Origin of the sequence: Pseudoalteromonas sp. SG43-7 (genome assembly GCF_014164295.1) — a bacterium.
In the GTDB taxonomy this organism is placed as follows: Bacteria; Pseudomonadota; Gammaproteobacteria; order Enterobacterales; family Alteromonadaceae; genus Pseudoalteromonas; species Pseudoalteromonas rhizosphaerae.
This window is the reverse complement of record NZ_JACJEY010000040.1, coordinates 25,097-44,740: the sequence shown is the minus strand read 5'-3', so window position 1 is coordinate 44,740 and position 19,644 is coordinate 25,097. Positions and strand designations below refer to the sequence as shown.

Annotated in this window: 14 protein-coding genes; 6 read left to right on the top strand and 8 right to left on the bottom strand. The window is 40.3% G+C overall.

All coding sequences use genetic code 11. The features are described from left to right. Positions 1–763 precede the first annotated feature (763 nt). Together H5200_RS16505 and H5200_RS16500 are read right to left on the bottom strand one after the other, a co-directional pair. Positions 764–1,360, bottom strand: coding sequence for a LysE family translocator (locus tag H5200_RS16505; RefSeq protein WP_182761884.1), 597 nt, complete (start codon positions 1,358–1,360; stop codon positions 764–766). 16 nt (positions 1,361–1,376) lie between these two features. Beyond that, positions 1,377–2,198, bottom strand: a complete 822-nt coding sequence (locus tag H5200_RS16500; protein WP_182718886.1) for an AraC family transcriptional regulator — start codon at positions 2,196–2,198, stop codon at positions 1,377–1,379. 461 nt (positions 2,199–2,659) lie between these two features. Between H5200_RS16500 and H5200_RS16495 the strand changes: the two genes are divergently transcribed. Next, a complete protein-coding gene (locus H5200_RS16495; RefSeq protein ID WP_182718887.1) occupies positions 2,660–3,067 on the top strand; it encodes a hypothetical protein in 408 nt (135 codons plus the stop codon). Between the two features lie 75 nt (positions 3,068–3,142). Here the strand turns inward: H5200_RS16495 and H5200_RS16490 are convergent, their stop codons facing one another. Beyond that, positions 3,143–4,312: an MFS transporter gene (locus tag H5200_RS16490; RefSeq protein ID WP_149980981.1), complete on the bottom strand. Its 1,170-nt coding sequence runs from the start codon at positions 4,310–4,312 to the stop codon at positions 3,143–3,145. A gap of 301 nt (positions 4,313–4,613) precedes the next feature. Between H5200_RS16490 and H5200_RS16485 the strand changes: the two genes are divergently transcribed. The 3 genes from H5200_RS16485 to H5200_RS16475 all read left to right on the top strand — a co-directional run bounded on the left by H5200_RS16485 (position 4,614) and on the right by H5200_RS16475 (position 9,093). Then, complete coding sequence (locus H5200_RS16485; RefSeq protein WP_182761883.1) at positions 4,614–5,558, top strand: Gfo/Idh/MocA family protein; 945 nt, start codon at positions 4,614–4,616, stop codon at positions 5,556–5,558. Between the two features lie 20 nt (positions 5,559–5,578). After that, complete coding sequence (locus H5200_RS16480; RefSeq protein ID WP_145233049.1) at positions 5,579–6,088, top strand: M23 family metallopeptidase; 510 nt, start codon at positions 5,579–5,581, stop codon at positions 6,086–6,088. An 86-nt stretch (positions 6,089–6,174) separates the two neighbouring features. Beyond that, entirely contained in the window at positions 6,175–9,093 is a 2,919-nt protein-coding gene (locus tag H5200_RS16475) for a UvrD-helicase domain-containing protein (protein WP_182761882.1), read from the top strand. A gap of 45 nt (positions 9,094–9,138) precedes the next feature. Here H5200_RS16475 and H5200_RS16470 read toward each other — a convergent pair whose 3' ends face one another. Then, positions 9,139–10,086 (bottom strand): sodium-dependent bicarbonate transport family permease, encoded by a 948-nt coding sequence (locus tag H5200_RS16470; RefSeq protein WP_145233051.1) that lies wholly within the window; start codon positions 10,084–10,086, stop codon positions 9,139–9,141. Between the two features lie 130 nt (positions 10,087–10,216). Here H5200_RS16470 and H5200_RS16465 point away from each other — a divergent pair, with 130 nt between their 5' ends. After that, on the top strand, positions 10,217–11,182 hold the full coding sequence (locus H5200_RS16465; protein ID WP_182761881.1) for a LysR family transcriptional regulator: 966 nt from the start codon (positions 10,217–10,219) through the stop codon (positions 11,180–11,182). Positions 11,183–11,220: 38 nt separating this feature from the next. On the opposite strand, the gene H5200_RS16460 is transcribed toward H5200_RS16465, so the two are convergent. Genes H5200_RS16460 through H5200_RS16450 form a run of 3 tightly spaced genes read right to left on the bottom strand, consistent with a single transcriptional unit; the run spans position 11,221 to position 15,179 of the window. Next, positions 11,221–12,222, bottom strand: coding sequence for a LacI family DNA-binding transcriptional regulator (locus H5200_RS16460; protein ID WP_182761880.1), 1,002 nt, complete (start codon positions 12,220–12,222; stop codon positions 11,221–11,223). A 58-nt stretch (positions 12,223–12,280) separates the two neighbouring features. After that, positions 12,281–13,807 (bottom strand): MFS transporter, encoded by a 1,527-nt coding sequence (locus tag H5200_RS16455; RefSeq protein WP_182718893.1) that lies wholly within the window; start codon positions 13,805–13,807, stop codon positions 12,281–12,283. Between the two features lie 43 nt (positions 13,808–13,850). Then, a complete protein-coding gene (locus H5200_RS16450; RefSeq protein WP_182761879.1) occupies positions 13,851–15,179 on the bottom strand; it encodes a GH1 family beta-glucosidase in 1,329 nt (442 codons plus the stop codon). Between the two features lie 321 nt (positions 15,180–15,500). Between H5200_RS16450 and H5200_RS16445 the strand changes: the two genes are divergently transcribed. Beyond that, positions 15,501–18,077: an exo 1,3/1,4-beta-D-glucan glucohydrolase gene (locus H5200_RS16445; RefSeq protein WP_182761878.1), complete on the top strand. Its 2,577-nt coding sequence runs from the start codon at positions 15,501–15,503 to the stop codon at positions 18,075–18,077. A 71-nt stretch (positions 18,078–18,148) separates the two neighbouring features. Here H5200_RS16445 and H5200_RS16440 read toward each other — a convergent pair whose 3' ends face one another. Further along, positions 18,149–19,639, bottom strand: coding sequence for a tryptophan halogenase family protein (locus tag H5200_RS16440; protein WP_182761877.1), 1,491 nt, complete (start codon positions 19,637–19,639; stop codon positions 18,149–18,151). Between the last annotated feature and the right edge of the window lie 5 nt (positions 19,640–19,644).

The window sequence follows — 19,644 nt, the reverse complement described above, 5'->3', positions numbered from 1 at the left end:
ATTGGCCTGAATTCTACCTGCTAGAGTAGTGACTTGCGTTATTTTTTGGTATTCACCTGTTTCTGAACTGGCTTTTTGTAATGCTGCCATGCTGATGCCAACGACGACTAACAACAAACAAAGTACAGTTGCAAAGCCAACACCTATTTTTTTCCCTAAGTTTAAATTTTTGAACATTGATAATCACACCTTCTAGTTGGGGTTAAGCATATTATATTCTTAACAGTGAAGACTGGGACGCTGTTAAGAACACAATATGAACCATTAATATAATTTGAACTGTGGATAATAAATCTATTTCCAGCAGCTATTTCCAGCAGCTATTTCCAGCGTTCGATTTATTTAATAATCAAATACTTATATCTTAAATTCGTTTTATTATCACTGGAAGTCTATGGATGGAAAGGTGAAATATAAGTTTATAAAATAAGAACAAACTGTTAGTTAAAATGTTAACCAGAGTTCAGGTTGATATAGAAAAACTAATTTCCTTTGTAGATTAGCAGAGGAGCTAAAGTAATCATATAGTATTATATTACATTTATATGGTTTTTAATAACCGTTATGCTTACTCTTAAAGGTGTAGTTGCAAGGTTGTAGTGTTAAAAATGTGAAATTATCAGAAAGTAATCTTCAAGATGTTATTTTTAACAGCTAGAATTCAGTGGTGCGTTCATCAAAAGGTTTAGATTAAGCAGGTAGAGATTCAAGCAGGATAGTTAACTGTTTACTTCACTCATACTGAGTGAAGTAATAATCATAATTACTGTACTAATACGTGTGTGAGGGCTATATCAATGGCAACCACGACCAGCAAAACAGCCATGACTAAGTTAATTATTTTAAAGTATTTTGAGTTTGTCATATGTTTACCAATAGCATGGCCAGCTAATGAGTAACTCGCAGGAGCGCCAAACGCTAGTAATGCGAGGATACATGACCAAACGATGACTGCCATGCCTGATATATCCGCTGCTGGAAATTGAATGGTGGTGATGGGTAATGTCGCAGCCAGTGCTTTGGGATTAAGTAGCTGCATCCATAAGCCGTTACTAAATGACAGCGATTTTGTAGTGGTTTTTTGATTGTTAAAATTGACCTGTGTTTTAGCAATTCTAACCGCGATATATAGTATATATAAACAACCTGCAAAGCTTAAAACTGGTAATGTTTTCGCCGGGATCAACTCTATACCCACATAGCCTAGTAATATAAATAAGATTAGCATCGCGGTGGCTACACCTGAGAAAAAGCCTAAATGTGCCGTGGTTTTATTATTGATGCCACTTTGTAAACCGAGCAGATTGATGGGTCCAGGGGTGTACATTATACCTATTGCATAAGCGAATATTTCTAACATTTTGATCCCTTATTGTTTAGAGCGAAAGTTGTAATTGGTATTGTTTAGGAGTTAAACCATAAATACGCTTGAAATGGCGATTTAAATGGCTGTTATCGGCAAAGCCCGAATCTAATGCGACCTGAGATGCTCGTGCGCCTGATTCGATATATTTTCGGGCCATATTTATCCGACAGTTCACCACATATTGATAAGGCGTTAGGCCAAACTGCTTATTAAACAGCCTAATGAAATGATATTTCGACATAGTAGCGACACCAGCGATATCATCAATTGAGATGTCATGACCTAAGTTCGCCATAATGTAGTCTTTTGCTTTAAGTAATAAAGTGTCTTTTCTTGAACTGAGCCCCAGCGGCTCTATGGCGCAGCCTGTCTGTTTGATGATTGAATGAGCAATATTAAACAGCGTGTTTTCGGTATCAATGGTTGTGTAATTGTTACCACTGATAAGTTGTTTGAGCGCTAAAATCTGCTGTGCTAATTGTGGGTCTGCCAGCAAAGGTGTAGCGACTCTTGGCGTTGCATGTTTGGTGTAACCCAATGCTTTAAACATTGGTTCAAATTCATTTGGGTGTACATAGAGCATAACGTATTCAAGATGTTCTGTTAAACCTGAGTGACCATCGTGAACGTCTTCTGGGTTAAATACTATTACTCCGCCAGTTGGACTTTTGTGAAAGGCTCTTTGACTAAAAAAATCTTGCCGACCTTTTAAGGTAACACCCAGTGAGTACTCTTCATGGGCATGTTTTGAGTAGCTAAAGTCGGTCATCTTCGCATCAAGCAAAGTAAACTGGTTTAATGTTTTATCGTTGATGTACTGAAATTGATTCATTTGCTTCGCACTCTTCGCTAATCACCTATTGCTTGAGTATAAGCAGATTGAAATATAAGAACTTGAACAAAATTGCGCGATTTAGCTATTCAAGCAGCTATAGTATATCTATTAAAAATATGGGCATTCTTGCTGATCAAATAGCTCACTAATTGCGTTAAAGTAAATTCATGGAGGCAAAAGGTAGAGCAATGCAAGAGCAATTGCAGAGAACAACTATACGTCATAATTTTTGCCCTGTTATTGAGTTATTTTCGTGAAGCTATAAGGTCAATAATTTAATGCAATTAATATTAACAGAGCGAGGAAGCTGTTTTATTAGACTAAAGTCTATAAGTTAATTTTCTTCACCTATTAGGTTTATTTTTATCGTTTGTTGAAATTGAGCTAACACTCTAAAGTTCAATTGTCGGCACCAGATACGACACGATTTAGGCAAATAATCAAATAGGAATATAATCATGAAACGTACACTTATCAAAACTATTGCTCTTAGCTCACTATTAACATGTTCAGCTGTTGCTCTGGCTGATCAAAGTGATTACAAATTAATGGTTATTGAGACAGCAACAGCGCCACAGCCAGTTGAACAATCATTTAATAATTGCGCACTAAACGTTAAATCAAAAAATTACGCGCAAGCAGAAACTATTTGTACTAAAGCGATTGCGTTGCTAAAACAAAGCGAAGGCCCAAAAATGAAATTACGTGAATTAACATCGTTTGCATTAAGTAATCGCGGTGTATCACGTATGATGGCTAAAAATGATACCGCTGGTCTTTCAGATTTATATGAAGCTGCACAAATGGCTGATAGCGCGATGGTATCGCATAACCTTACTCGTGCTAAAGAATACCTATCTTTATAAATTAGGCCTTATTACTTGAATTAAAGCCCCATACTGTTAACTCAGCATGGGGTTTTTGCGTTATTAGGCTATGGCTTATCCTGCCACAGGGGTATTGTCAGTGGAGATGCCTTTAAGGCTTTTGATCAGCATATAAATACAGGTGGTGAATAAACAACCGCCTAAATACAACATAATGCCGTTAGCTGAAGCAAATAGGTTGGCAGCAAGCAAAGGCCCAAAGACCGAGCCAAAGCTGTAACTCAGTAACATAATTTCCGTTGCTGAGACTATTTTTTCGATTGGCAATGCGTCACAGGCTAAGGTGATGGCAATGGGGTAGAGTGCAAAACTTGCAGCCCCTAAAATAAAGTAACTGGCCATCAATACGTTGAAGTGTACAGCTTGCATAATACCAACTACACCCATCGCGCCAAATAAACAAAATAATGCCATTAATAAGCTTTTTGCCATTCGTGTTGATAAATAACTCACCAACGGCTGTACTAACATACCGCCTAAAATAATCACCGCCATCAAGGTGCCAGTAAAAGCGGCCTGCTCACTTTGGGCAGCGATATATACTGGCATTAAACCGTATATTGGGCCAAGTACTAATCCTGATACCAAACAGCCTAAAATTGCTGGGCGACTGAGCTTTTTTAACTCAGTTAATTGTAGTTTTTGCGAGTGCTGACTTTGCGGTTGCCCTGATTTAATCAGCAGCGGTGCTAACATCGCTAAAAATAATAGAGCAATAACAAACAAATAGGGGAGTGGGCCACTGGTACCAAGCGGATCGATAGCTAGTTGGCCAACGGCGCTGCCACCGTACAGGGATGTCATATACAGGCCTAATCGTTTAGCTCGTGCTTTGGCAGTGTCAGTCATTAGTAACCAAGATTCAACCACCACAAATACCCCAGCTACGGCGATACCAGCTACAAAGCGGGCTAAAAGCCACACGTTGGCATTAGGTAAAATAAGCTGTGCTGCAACACTGAAAATTAATAACCCCAGAAATGCCAGAAAAGCATGACGGTGGCCTACTCTTGCAACAATACGCTCAATAAAAAAAGCACCAATTAATAAGCCAAGATAAAAGACACTAGCTAACCAAGAGGCAAGTTCATTATCAAGCCCAAAGGCGCTCAATGATAAAGGAATTAGGCTCATTAAAAAGCCTGAGGCAATAGCAAAAAAAGACAAACCAATAACAGGCGCAAGTGGGTTATTTGGTTTATGACCGGCAGCGAGCTCAACCATTAAAGAATCCGATTTAAAGGGCATAAATAATTGCGTTGGAGTGTTTTAATCGCTGGCAATTATTTTTGGTTGGTTAATTTTGCGGCGAATTTAATCCGATTTTGAACACAAGTAAAGTTATATTTGAATATTTACTCAACATTTTATTTAGAACGGTTAGTTAGGTAAATTAACCGGTTATTTACGTCATTTTGGTATCATTTTTTTAGCGAAATTGTTTAAAATTTGTAGTTATTTTATCAATCTAAATAATAACTTGGTATGCTGTGTTTTTATTTTTCATCAAGAGGCAGTAGTAAAAATGAACCAGCTAACAATCGCTTTAGTCGGGCTTGGGGATATAGCACAAAAAGCATATTTACCTATTGCCACGCAACATGCACAGATCGATCCTATTTTTTGTACACGAAACCTGACAACATTAACGCAGTTAGCGAAGCAGTATCGGGTTCAAAAGTGCTTTACAGATTACCAAGCGGTACTGGCGTGTAAGCCCGATGGGGTGATGATCCACACTAATACTGAGTTTCATTTTACGTTTGCGAAGCAGGCACTTGAACAAAAAATCGCTACGTTTGTGGATAAGCCATTAGCATATAGTTTTAGTGAGGTAAGTGAACTTATTGCGTTAGCAACTAAACATAACACGCCATTATTTTTAGGTTTTAATCGTCGCTTTTTACCAATTATGGCCGATATTGCAAAGCCACAAATACGCCATCTTAAATGGCAAAAAAACCGCTTAAATTTACCAGCACAGCCGCGCACTTTTATTTTTGATGACTTCATCCATGTGGTTGATAGTTTATGCCATTTTGCAAATGTAGAGCGTTTTGATCAACTTAACCAGTTACAGGTGTTTTCACAGCTAGATCCACAAGGCTTATTGGCAGCAATACATGTTAGTTTTGAGTTTCAGGGGCGGTTATTTCAAGGCGCTATGGATAGATTAAGTGGCTGTAATGAAGAAGTGGTTGAAATAACCGGTTTGAATGAAAAGTGGCGGTTTGAATCGCTAACCAATATGACCTCTATGGTTAATGGAATACAGCAGAGCGCGATGCAAAATGATTGGCAAGCAACGCTATATAAACGGGGCTTTGAGTCAATGCTAGAGGCATGGCTAACGGCGGTTAAAACGCAGCAGGTAGACCAATTACAGCTTAAAAAAGATAGTTTAACACATGAGTTGTGTGAGTGGCTGGTTGCACACGTATCAAACAATAATGAACTATTTCACTGTTAAACTATTTCAAGGAAGTTGTAATGAAAGTGATGAAGTACATGGGACTAACGTTCTTTACAGTCCTTGTTATTGGGCTGCTCATACCTGAAAAAATAGTGATCCCAGTCAAAGGTGCAACAGCAAATGATTGGCATCATAATACTTTTTGGTATAGCCCTTGGGGTAAATCAGGTGTACACAAAGGGATAGATATTTTTGGCAAAAAACACACGGCAGTGGTTGCTTCGGTAAGTGGTGTGGTGCTGTATTCAGGTGAGCTAAAGCGCGGTGGTAAAGTGGTGGCATTACTTGGGCCTAAGTGGCGACTGCATTACTTTGCCCACTTAGAAAGTTATTCGGTAAGTGCAGGAGACTATGTTGCAGTCAGTGAGGTGATTGGTAGCTTAGGAGACACGGGGAATGCGGCAGGTAAACAACCTCACGTACATTACTCTATTTTATCGCTACTGCCGTACCCATGGTTAATGACCGCGCAAAGCCAAGGCTGGAAGAAAATGTTCTTTTTAAATCCAGATGAAAAACTACGCTAAAATAATTGCCGTTATTTTCACACTTATCCAGCTGATTAACTTAAAATACCGGTAATTCACTCTTTTTATTTAGGAATTCAGCAGTAATGAATTCTATTGCAGTTAGCCTGTTTGGCAGGATGTTTTCTAATAAAGCCATGTTGGCGTTTGATCACCATATGTTGACTATTTGCCAAGGTAACTCAACTAGACAAATAAGTTGGAGTGATTTGGAGGCACCGCCGTCGTTTGCTTTCGGCTTGTTTGGTCAAACGATTTCTTTTGTTACGGCACAACAAAATCATACATTTTCGCTGCTGGCATATGGTGCTCACCGTAAATTAAAAGCTGAATTTGAACGCTATTGGGTGAACGCTAATGAAGCTAAGCTTGACACTTTTCTTAATAAAATAACAAAACTGGTCAAGCAGCGATATTTACGCCAGTCTTATGTTAGTCGTATTCAGCGGTTGGCACAGCAAGAGCATGATCGTTGGTTGCCGTGGATAAAAATCAGCCCCGCATTTGTTTTAGTGGATAAAAAAATAAACGTATTAGAGCAATATGCAAACTGGGATGCTGCACTTACCCAGTATCTACAACAAAAATACGTTACTAAGCAACTTAACCTACACCACGCTTTTTTTGACCGTGTTGAAGCAAATCCATTAACACTAAGTCAAAGACGTGCTTGTGTGATTGATGACGATAATAACTTGTTATTGGCTGGCGCAGGCACCGGTAAAACCAGTGTTATGATTGGCAGGGCTGGGTTTTTAGTGCAAAGTCAGCAGGCAAGTTACAGTGATATTTTATTGCTGGCCTATGGTCGCAAAGCTGCTGATGAAATGGATCAACGGATCGAAAATAAGCTCGCCACCGATAAAATAAAAGCCGCTACTTTTCATAGTGTCGGACTGGCGATTATCTCACAAGTTGAACGTGCTAAACCGACTATGAGTGTATTTGCAGAAGACGAAAAAGCGAAAGCAAAATGGGTGCAGCAGTGCTTTGAATCATTGATTGAAAACAGTGCCGAGTATCGTCATCTGGTTTTAGATTATTTTAGTAAATACTATTATGTTGAAAAAAATGAATTTGATTTTAAAACATTGGGTGATTATTACAGCTACTTAAATGATAACGATATCCGTAGCCTAAAAGGCGACAAGGTAAAAAGCTTTGGTGAGTTATATATAGCTAATTGGCTGTTTTATCACGGCATAGATTATCAATACGAAGCGCCTTATAAAGTTGACGTAAAAACCATTGAACGCAGACAGTACAAGCCTGATTTTTATTTACCTGAGTACGATATTTACATTGAGTATTACGGCATCGATGACGCTGGCAATACTGCGCCTTACATTGATAAAGCGCAATACCATAGCGAAATTGATTGGAAAAATACCACTCATGCCAGTAATAACACTCACTGTATAGCTTTGACTTATGGGCAACATAAACAAGGTAAGCTGTTAAACGAACTTGAACAAGCGCTTTTAAGTGCGAGCGTGAAAACACAGATATTGCCCTTAGAATCACTGCTCGAAAGCTTAAAAGAAACTGGCAGGATCACCGTATTAGCTGCGTTATTTAGTCAATTGCTGAGTTTATATAAGGCGGCTTATTTAACTGATGCTGATGAAGTTGATGTCATTAAACGCTCCCTTGACGCCAAACAAACAACCCAAGCGTTGGCGCTATTAAAACCAATTTTATCTAACTACAACGCTCACTTGCAGCAGCGCGGTGAAATTGACTTTGATGATATGATTATCAAGGCAATCGAGTATGTTGAGTCGGGCAAGTTTAAATCGCCTTGGCGTTATATTATGGTTGATGAATTTCAAGATATATCACAGCCAAGAGCACGATTGGTTAAAGCACTTCGCGATAGCAACAAAGGTAGTTCAGTATTTGCAGTGGGTGACGATTGGCAAGCAATTTACCGATTCAGCGGCGCTGATATTAAGTTGACCACTGAGTTTGCAACGTATTTTGGCTTTACTACGCAAACGGCGCTGGATCTTACGTTTCGTTTCAATAATAAAATTGGTGAAGTTGCCTCAGCATTTATTAGTAAAAATCCCGCGCAGCTTGATAAAACCATCACGTCTTTGGCTCAAGTAGCTCAGCCTGCGATATCAATATTAAGACGCGGCAATAAAGCGCCGACTACTTTAAATCATTATCACAGCGAGCTACCTGAGCTTGCCAATGGCGCGATAGATGATGTGCTTAATGCAATTAGCGGAACAGTCTGCAAACCAACTACGGTCTATTTTTTAGCACGTTTTTGGTTTCAACTACCTACTAATGCAGATATTAAAGCCATGCAAGTGAAGTATCCGCTGTTAAAAATTCAGTCGCAGTCTTTTCACGCCTCAAAAGGTAAAGAAGCCGATCATGTTATTATTATCGGATTACAAAAGGGTAAACATGGTTTTCCATCTGAAAAAGTTGCGCCCGCAATTATCGAAGCTTTATTACCAGCGCCAGAAAACTTCGCTTACGCACAAGAGCGACGGTTATTTTATGTTGCACTAACGCGCGCAAAACACCGCGCCTACCTCATCGTTGATATGACCAATAGCAGTTGTTTTGTTTCGGAGTTAATTGCTGAACATGACATTGAACTGGATGAATTTACTAGTGATGTTGATCAATTACATAGCGCAGATATAAACTGCATGCGCTGTGATAGCGGGGTATTAAAAAAACACAGTGGTCGTTTTGGGCCATTCTACGGCTGTTCGTTATTTCCGCGTTGTGGGCATAAAGAAAAATCGTGCGAGCAGTGCCAAAGCCCAATGACTCGCAGTCGCTATACAGGGTTTAAATTATGTATAAATACAGCCTGTAACCATCTAGTGCCAACGTGTGATAAATGCGGTGCTGAAATGGTATTACGCAATAGTGCAAAAGGGCAGTTTTGGGGATGCAAAAATTATAAAGGTAATGATCCACTTAGCTGTAAAAATGGCAAAGACAGTAAGTCAATTCAATGGCCCGAGCTTGCTTAACCTATAGATAGATAAGGGCTAAATAGCCCTTATCTATTGTTTAATTTATTGCATCGCAACAGCAAGTTGATGATACAAACCGATACCGATAAGTACGTTAAATGGGAAAGTGATGCCTAGTGAACTGAGCATAGCCAGACCTATATCGGCTTTGGGGATTGCGGCTTTTATAGCGGCAGGTGCTGCAATATAAGATGCACTGGCCACTAAACTCCCCAAGATAACGATTGAGCCTAACTCAAGCGCTAATAAAGTGCCGACACTGACCCCAATCGCGCCTAATATTAATGGACTGATTATAGCAAATAGTGTCAGTTTCCAGTGATGCCAAGGTATAGGGCGTAATGTTTGCGCTGCCGTTAAACCCATTTCGAGTAAAAATAATGCAAGCACGACTTTAAAACTATTGGTTAATAATCCAGTTACTTGGCTGCCTTGCTGTGTGCCATACATCATACCAATAACAACACCGCCTACGAGGAGAATAACGCTCTTATTGGTTAAGGTTTCATGCCAGAGTGCTTTAAGCGATAAGGTATTATCGGCACTATGTTGTTTATCAAGTCGTCGATAAAGTAACAGCCCGACGATAATCGCGGGAAGCTCTAGCATCACTAAATACAGGGTTACTTCAGCACCTACTGCTAGCTGCGCCGATTCAGCATAAGCGAGGGCGACAGCAAATGTCCCCGCGCTTACGGAGCCATAATGGGCGGCGATACTTGCGCTGTTCGCTACCGAAAGTTTTATCACATATTTTAAAATAGGGTAGAGCATTAAAGGTATAAATGCGCCAAGCAGCATCACCGAGCCCATTTCTGGCAATAATTGCCAACTAAGATTGCCGTGTAATACCATGCCGCCTTTTAAGCCTATGGTCAGCATCAGCAGCAAACTTAAGGTCTCGTAAGTTGCTTTTGGAATAACGAGATCAGAACGTAAAATCCCCGCAACTAAACCCAAAACAAAAAACATTACAACAATATCTGGCACACCTTTCTCCTATTAATTTAAAGTTGCGCTATTGTAGATAAAATCATGCATTGTAAATAATAAAATGATTGGTAGTTAGTTATAGGTTATTATCTATGGGTTGATTAATACCAGAGGGGATGTGATAGCGATGGATTTAAGACATATTTCTTTTCGGCTGCTTGAAGTGTTTATGAGTGTAGTAAAAACCGGCTCGATCAGTGAAACCGCACGGCGTTTACACTTAACTCAGCCAACGGTGTCGCTGCAAATTAAACGTTTACAAGAGGCTGTAGATGAGCCGCTGGTGATTATGCAGCAACAAAAACTGCATGTCACAGAAGCCGGGCATGAGTTATTTAGGACTTGCCAACGAGTGTTTGGCCACTTTGATGATTACAACGATTTTTTAGCTGAACTCAAAGGGGGTGAGCGCGGGCGATGTAAAATCGCCATGGTGAATACCGCACAATATATTTTGCCAAAATTACTCGGGCCCTATAGTAATTTGCATCCTCATGTTGAGTTGCCTCTTGAGATTGGCAATAGAGCAGAGGTGTTAGCGCGCTTTGAACGCGGTGAAGATGATATTTATGTATTTAGCCATCCACCGTCACTTGAACATGCAAAGGCGGCGCGCTTTTTAAAAAACCCGCTTGAGTTTATTGTGCCTACTGATCATCCATTAGCGAATCAACAACACGTTGCACTTTCTGAGCTAGTGAAATACCGCTTTTTATTAAGGGAGCCTGGCTCTGCAACCCGGATGTTATTTGAGAGCGAACTGCAAAGACGCGGTTTAGTACTGAGCAACAGCGTGCAAATGGCAAGTAATGAGGCTATTCGTGTTGCAGTATCATCAGGAATGGGAATTGGTGTGCTGTCTCGCCATGTGTTGCCAATAGGAGATCATGGCTTCAAAGTATTAACTGTAAGTGATGCAAGCTTAGCAAGTCATTGGTACTTTGTGATCCGCACTGATCGGCATATTGCTCATGCTGCACGTAGTTTTTTAACATTTGCCCAAGACAACCTTGAACAATACTTAGATGGTCGATGGGTACGTAATGAATTGCATGGGCTGAATCTAAGTTTAGCTGATCAGCAAATTCGTTAGTTGAAAATTCAACCTAGTGAACGAATGATTTTACCGCATTAATTAATATCTGGCGTGGAGTCTCTTAAAACGAGAGTCGGCTGGAATACACGATTAATTGTAATGCCAGGGTGTTTGTAAATATCTTTAAGTACAAGGTTAGCCGCCATTCTGCCCATCTCTGGGACTGGGTTATCTATGGTTGTTAGAGTCGGGTAAAGGTAATTGGTGAAAATCACGTTATCGTAGCCCATAATGGCGAGATCTTTCGGTAAATTAAAACCGTGTTCTCTGGCGAACTTCATCGCACCTGAGGCCATTTCATCATTGGCACAGACAATTGCGCTAAATTGCGCTTTATTTTCAATAAAATGTTTTAAGCCATCATTGCCGCCGGTTTCTTTAAAGTCGCCAATGTAAAAAAGGCTTTCATCAAAGGCTATATTGTATTCAGCAAGCGCTTTTTTATGTCCTACGAGTCGATCTGACGCATCAACTTTAAATTGTGGACCCGCAATATAAGCAATATTTTTGTGACCTTTATTGATCATCGTTTTAGTGGCAAGATAACCGCCCAGAACGTTATCAAGACTAATACAGTTGTCTTTAATTTCCTCAACATAACGGCTCATTAAATAAATGGGGATTTTTCCCTTACTAAGTTCAATTAAATATTCGTCCGATACTATTTCCACATGGGCAATTATGGCATCACAGTTACGACTGATTAAAAATTCAAAGCCATTTTTCTCTTTGTCTTCGTCACTGTGCCCTGCGGTAATAATAACATGCTTACCTGCGGCACGAAGTTGCTGCTCTATCGCCGACATCATTTGGCCAAAGAATGGGCCGTCTAGTTCAGAGACTAAAACACCAACACTACTGGTACGACTCGATGCTAAAGAACGGGCAATAGAACTGGGTTGATAGCCAAGTTGCTGCATTGCTTCGAGCACTTTTTTCTTGGTTTTTTTACTTACATAATCATTGTCGTTCAGAACCCTTGATACCGTAGAGAGAGAGACACCTGCAAGTTCTGATACTTGATAAATTGTAGCCATTAATTTCCTAGCGTGATTATTCGCACTTTATAAAAACGTATTGATAATGAAATATAATTTACACATTACTGCGTCTAAAAGCCAAGTCTTCCGTGATTTTCTGCGTCATTGCGGGTGTCAACGGATAGATAAGCATCAAGGCGGCACCTAAAAAAGCAAATGCTGCGGGGATCCAACTCATTAATAGTTGCATGCCAGGTAATGATTGCGTAATGGTTGCTTCGTTCATGCCGTTATAGCCATAGCCTGCCAATACCACTAATACTAATGCCCCAGCGAAACCGCCGCCAGTTTTTTGCACAAACGTCCCTGCGGAATAAATTAAGCCCGTGGCGCGGCGTTTATTTTTCCACTCAGAATAATCGGCAGCATCCCCTAACATGCTAAAAAACAGGGTAGGCATCATGGCAGCAAAAAATTCAGCTGCACACCCAAAAGTAAATATGGCAACAATGTTGTCAGCAGGCACCCAATAAAATGCTGTGGTTAATAAGCCACTTAATATTAAAGAGATGATAAATAAATTACGTTTGCCTATTAGTTCGGCAAGTTTACCAGTGGCAAGAGCGCCGAGGATAGACACCACTAATAACGCAACGAAGTATTGGCCTGCCATCAGTTCGCTGCCAACCTGATATTTAAAGTAATAAGCAATTACACCATACTTTATACCGTTGAACATCATGGTCAAAAAGCCCATGCCTAATAAAATTAACCAAGGCTTGTTGGTGAGCAAATCAACCATATCACGTTGAGTTCCCGTTAGATTTTGATGATCTTTGTTGAGTAATTTTTTTATCACAACAGTCATCATAGTCATGATAAATGCAAAAAATAGCCCACTGTAGATTTCGCGATAATAAAAGAACAAGGTAGTTGCCAATAATGGCAGAATAATAAAGGGTAAGTTTTTAGTTAAATCTTTGAGCTCTGATTTTAAATTACCACTGGTTGTTTTGTGGGGTATTACCCGCTCTTTGGTGCTAACAAAAGTGATCACCATCAAAACAATTAGTAATGCTGCAAATAAGTACATGGTTAACTGATAACCTTTGGCGTTATCGCCATCGCCAAAATAAGCAACCAGTTCAGGTAAAAAGCCCATCACTAATAAACCGCCTGCAAAGGCTCCGGCAAAGCGAAAACTCGATAGTTTCGTGCGCTCGGTATCGTCTGGACTCATTACTCCCATTAATGCAGAGTAAGGCACGTTACTCACCGTATAAGCTAACGTTAAGCCTATGTAGGTAATGTAGGCGTAAATTAACTTGTTGGTGTCATTGAAATCAGGTGTGGTGAAACACAACACCATGAACAGTCCTAAAAAAGGAGCAGACCATAAAATCCACGGTCTAAATTTACCAAACCGAGTGGTGGTTCTGTCTGCAATCATTCCCATAATGATATCGGTTACACCATCGGATAACCTAACCACCAAAAATAACATAGCTGCGGCCGCAGCCGATATGCCAAATGTGTCAGTGTAAAATACTGCTAGGTAGGCAAGTGCACCTCGCCAAACCAAGTTGGCTCCGGCATCACCCATCGCATAACCGATTTTTTCGTATAAAGGAATTTTGTTCACTGTGTGTTTCTTATTGTTGTTTTTAAAGGAGCACTAGCTAAGTTTACCGGCTAGTAATTAAACTACTATACGCAAGGCCACTGGCTTTTACAGTACGTTGTTGAGTTTGATAATCAACATAAACGATACCAAATCGCTTTGAATAGCCTTCAGCCCATTCAAAGTTATCCATTAGGCTCCATGCAAAGTAGCCATGGATCACCACACCTTGTTCAGTTGCGTTATGCAATGCGTTTAAGTGTTGCTGATAGTAAGCTATGCGATCTGAATCGTTAACTTTACCATCTATCATCTTGTCGGCCATTGCTGCGCCATTTTCAGTAATATAAATCGGTGGTAGGGTATATTTCTCATTTAACGATACTAATAATTCAGTAAGTGCTTGCGGGTAAATTTCCCAACCAATATCAGTTAATAGGCCTTGATGTGGGCGCTCGTCATAAAAATCATCAGCGCTTGCTTGGTAATGTAAACGCGTATAAAAATTAACGCCAAGGTAATCTAATGGCTGCGCAATAATTTCCATATCACCGGGGTGAATATCTGGACGCTGCTCTGCTGGAAGTTGCTCAATAATATCTGGGTATTTGCCAGTCATTACAGGGCGCATATACCAATGGTTAATATAATCATCAGCAAAGGCTGTGGCTTTAAGATCTGCGTCACTTTGTGTTACCGGGTAACAGGGAGTAAAGTTGAGTACGATACCATTAAGTGTCTGTGGGCTATTTTTAGCCAGCACTTGCATCGCTAAACCATGACCTAGTAATAAGTGATGGGCGGCTTTTCGGCCAAATTCCCGACCGACAATACCTGGGGCATGCACACCAATTTCATACCCTAAATAAGAGCTGCAAAAAGGTTCATTTAAGGTTGAATATGAATAAACACGATCACCAAACGCTTTGCTAATAAGATCTGTGTAGTGAGCAAATTCATAGGCGGTATTACGATTTAACCAGCCGCCTTGATCTTCTAAATACTGCGGTAGATCCCAGTGATATAAAGTGACAAATACCTTGATGTTGCGGCGTTTAAGTTCATCTAGAAGATCAGTATAAAATTTCACACCTAATGGATTTAAACTACCATCTTGATGCATTACGCGTGGCCAAGAAATTGATAAACGATAGGCATCAACGCCCAGAGAATCTATTAACTCAATATCTTGAGGCCAACGAGTGTAGTGTTCACAGGCGATTAGACCATTTGAGTTATCGGCAATTTTATCGTCTTGAGCACAAAAGGTGTCCCAAATACATGGCAGACGATCTGCTGCACCACCTTCAATTTGAAATGAAGCAGTTGCTACGCCAAAAGTGAAGTCTTTGCTCAGTAGCGGCGAGTGTTTAGGTAAAGATAATTGTTTCATTAATAGAAAACCTCTGCTTTCTTTTTATAGTCCGTGATGCTGTTATTTTTAGCTTTTAAAGCTAACATATCTGAAAGCGCTTCCATATTTAATTTGATTAATGCCAATAGATGGTATTTAATGACTTTAAGGAAGCGCTTCCATATTTAGGTTAGTGACTATTTCTTAACAGGTCAACAGTTAAATTTTAATTTCAATGATGACAAAAAATAGTTCTACCGTTGCTTAGATGAATAAACCGCTTGGTCTCGCTTTTGTAATACAGCAGGTACTTAGAGTCTTTTAAGCAGCAATGAGTTGATAATAGATAGGTATATAAAAATGAAAACACACTTACACACAGCTAAGTTACCTACACTAAGTTTGTTAGCTGGATTAGTTACTCTGGCTGGTTGTTCAGCAAGCGAAAGTAAAGATACGTCTCAAAATAATAGAGCTGTTGAACAAATGCAGCAGCAACAATCGCTAGCTATTTGGCCAAAGCTGAATAATGTGGTTCGAGCTGATCCGCAAATTGAGTCTAAGATTGCTCAGTACTTGCAGACGATGACATTAGAGCAAAAAGTTGCGCAGATGATTCAACCTGAGATCCGCGATATAACGACTGATGATATGCGTAAATATGGTTTTGGCTCGTATTTAAATGGCGGAGGCTCATTTCCGAACGCGAATAAACATGCCACACCACAAGATTGGATTGCACTTGCTGAACAGATGTATCAAGCATCGGTTGATGATTCTCTTGATGGCATCGATATTCCTACCATGTGGGGCACCGATGCTGTACATGGTCATAATAACGTGATTGGTGCAACGTTATTTCCACATAACATTGGCTTAGGCGCAGCAAATAACCCCGCTTTAATAGAAAAAATAGCCGCTGCGACGGCAATCGAAGTGATGGTTACTGGTATTGATTGGGTATTTGCGCCGACTGTTGCTGTTGTACGTGATGACCGCTGGGGTCGAACTTATGAAGGGTATTCTGAAGATCCAGAGATTGTCCGCCGGTACTCAGTTGCCATTGTTAACGGCTTGCAAGGCCATGCCGATGGTGATTTTTTAAGTAATAAGCGGGTGATTAGCACAGTTAAACACTTTTTAGGTGATGGCGGTACCGTCGATGGTGACGATCAAGGTAACAATATCGATTCAGAGCAAGCCTTGTTTGATACTCATGCTCAAGGCTACATTGGTGGTTTGTCGGCTGGTAGTCAATCTGTTATGGCGTCGTTTAATAGCTGGCATGGTAAGAAAAATCATGGCAATAAATACCTGCTTACCGATGTACTGAAAACGAAAATGGGCTTTGATGGTTTTGTTGTTGGTGATTGGAATGGCCACGGACAAGTTGTAGGTTGTAGTAACGAAAGCTGCCCACAGGCTGTAAACGCGGGGCTTGATATTTTTATGGTTCCTACGGGGGCGTGGAAACCACTTTATGAAAATACGATAGCGCAAGTGAAAGCCGGTGAAATTGCCATGAGCCGAATTGACGATGCTGTTGCGCGTATTTTAAGAGTCAAACTAAGAGCGGGTTTATTTGATAAACCGAGCCCTGCAAAACGTCAGTTCTCAGGTAAAACGCAGTTAATTGGCGCGCAAGCGCACCGCGATATTGCGCGACAAGCTGTGCGTGGATCACTGGTGTTATTAAAAAACAACAACAATACTTTGCCGATAGCGGCTAATTCACGAGTATTAATTGCCGGAGATGGCGCAGATAATATTGCTAAGCAAGCGGGGGGCTGGAGTATTACTTGGCAAGGCACCAATAACGAAAATACCGATTTCCCTGGTGCTACGTCAATCTTTGCGGGTTTAAAAGCGCAGATCACGGCCGCAGGTGGAGAGGCCATTTTAAGTCCTGATGGACACTTTACACAAAAACCTGATGTGGCGATTGTGGTGTTTGGAGAAGAACCTTATGCAGAAGGCCACGGTGACAGGGATAATCTTGAGTTTGAGCGTAATAATAAAAAGTCGTTAGCGTTATTAAAACAGCTTAAATCAAAAGGCGTGCCGGTCGTATCGGTATTCATTTCAGGTCGACCAATGTGGGTTAACGCTGAGTTAAATGCCTCTGATGCGTTTGTCGCCGCATGGCTACCGGGTACAGAAGGACAAGGTGTGGCCGATGTATTATTAACTGACGCAGGAGGTGATATTCAGCATGACTTTACTGGTAAATTGTCGTTTTCATGGCCAAAATCACCACTGCAAACCGCAGTAAATAGAGATGATGTAGACTATTCGCCACTATTTCCTTATGGCTTTGGTTTAACCTATACAGATAAAAATACCCTGGCAGATAATTTAAATGAAGACTCAGGTGTTGATATAGCTAGTTTGCCTAATATGGCTATTTTTAATGGCGTGCTGACTGATCCATGGCGATTGTTTTTAAAGTCAGCACAGCAGCAAGTTCAAGTAGCTAGCAATAGCGTTGAATTAGCAGGTATTAGTTATCGTACTGAAGATAAAAATATTCAAGAAGATGCAATGGCATTTGTATTTACAGGTATAGGCCTTACTACAGCCGAAATCAATAGTAACTTCACTGAAGATAAAGTGGCTTATATCGAAGCAAACTCAGCGCTGAGTTTTGATTACAAGATAAATAGCGAATTTGCTGCTCCATTATTTGTTGCTATGAGTTGCGAGCATGGTTGTGGTGGACGTGTTGATATCAGCGCAGAACTCAAAAAGGCTACATTAAATAGATGGCAAACACTCAGCATAGACTTAACCTGCTTTACTGAGCAAGGCGTTGATTTTTCAAGAGTGATTAGCCCATTTTCATTACAGAGCACGGGTAACGGTTCGGTTTCTGTGGCGCATATCAACTTTGTGCCAGAGGGAGCAAAACAGGCAACAATTATCTGCCCAGATAGTTAACTTAGTCTTTGATTTTGTTTTGTTGTGCAAAGCCCTTTAAGTGATTAAAGGGCTTTTTATGCTCACTCAGATTACTCCGCAGAACAATATTGTTGTAAGAACGCTTTATGTGTTGGCAATTGTGCCACGCGTTGAGTAATTTGCTGTTTGATACTGTTCAGAAAGTGGCTTAACTCATCATCACTCATCAGGCTTGCAATTAAATGGTATTGTTTGGGTTTGATACCTTGACCCAACATTACTTGCACCCATGAGTCGACTCTAAAAATATCGCCGTCATCTAAAAATACCCGCCCAGTTTCTTTGAATAAACTAATTTTATGAACAAGGGTATCAGGCACTTCCATATTTTTACAATGACGCCAAAATTCGCTATCAGTGCGATCAGTGACTTTATAATGCAAGACAATAAAATCACGAATATTTTCAATCTCACTTTTTAGCTGTTTGTTGTATTCGTGGATTGCTTGTTCGGTAATACCATCAAATGGAAATAGCCGGATAAAGCGAATAATGCCCGACATAATTAAATGAATACTGGTAGATTCAAGTGGTTCAACAAAGCCACTGGCAAGCCCCAGAGCAAGGCAGTTTTTATTCCAGCCTTTGCGGCGGCGGCCAGTTTTAAATTTAATTACTCTGGGTTCAGTGAGAGTTTCACCTTGAATATTACTGAGTAAAAGCTGCTTTGCATCAGTATCGTTTAAATAACGGCTACAATACACTAGACCATTACCTACGCGCTGTTGCAGAGGAATTTGCCACTGCCAGCCTGCATCATGTGCTATTGAGCGGGTATAAGGCACTATATCATCGCTAATGGCTCTAGTTTGTACTGCAATTGCGCTATCGCACGGCAGTAAGTGTGACCAATCTTCATAGCCGGTATGCAAAGCCTGTTCAATAAGTAGTCCGTTAAAGCCGGTACAATCAATAAAAAAATCACCATTTACGATACTTTCATCTGCAAGAGTTAGGCTGTTTATGAAGCCCGAAGTGGCGCATTTATTAACGTGGATTATTTTTCCCTCTAGACGTTTAACCCCTAGTTGTTCTGAAAATTCACGTAGGAATAATGCATAACGACTCGCATCCATATGAAATGCATAATTAATTGGATTTTGCTGATTAAAAGCACACTTACCTTGTTTAGCTGCTTGCAGTTCATAACAGTAATCACCAAACTCGGATTCAAGTCCTAATGTTAAGCTGTGTAGCCAAAAATGATGAAATTCACCTGCCCAGCATTCTTTGCCCGTCATGCCAAATGAGTGAATATAATCGGTGTTTTTTTCGCCCCAGTTTTCAAAACTGATCCCTAATTTAAAGCTTGCTTGGGTAGCTTTCATAAATGCTTGCTCATTTATGCCAAGTAATTTATGAAAAGTGCGGATCGGTGGAATAGTAGCTTCACCAACACCAACCGTAGCAATGTCGTCGGATTCGATAAGGGTGACATTGATATTTTTACCAACGAGTTTACTGAATGCAGCCGCAGCCATCCAACCAGCTGTACCACCGCCAGCGATCACCACATTTTTTATAGGTTTGTTGTGTGTCATTGTCA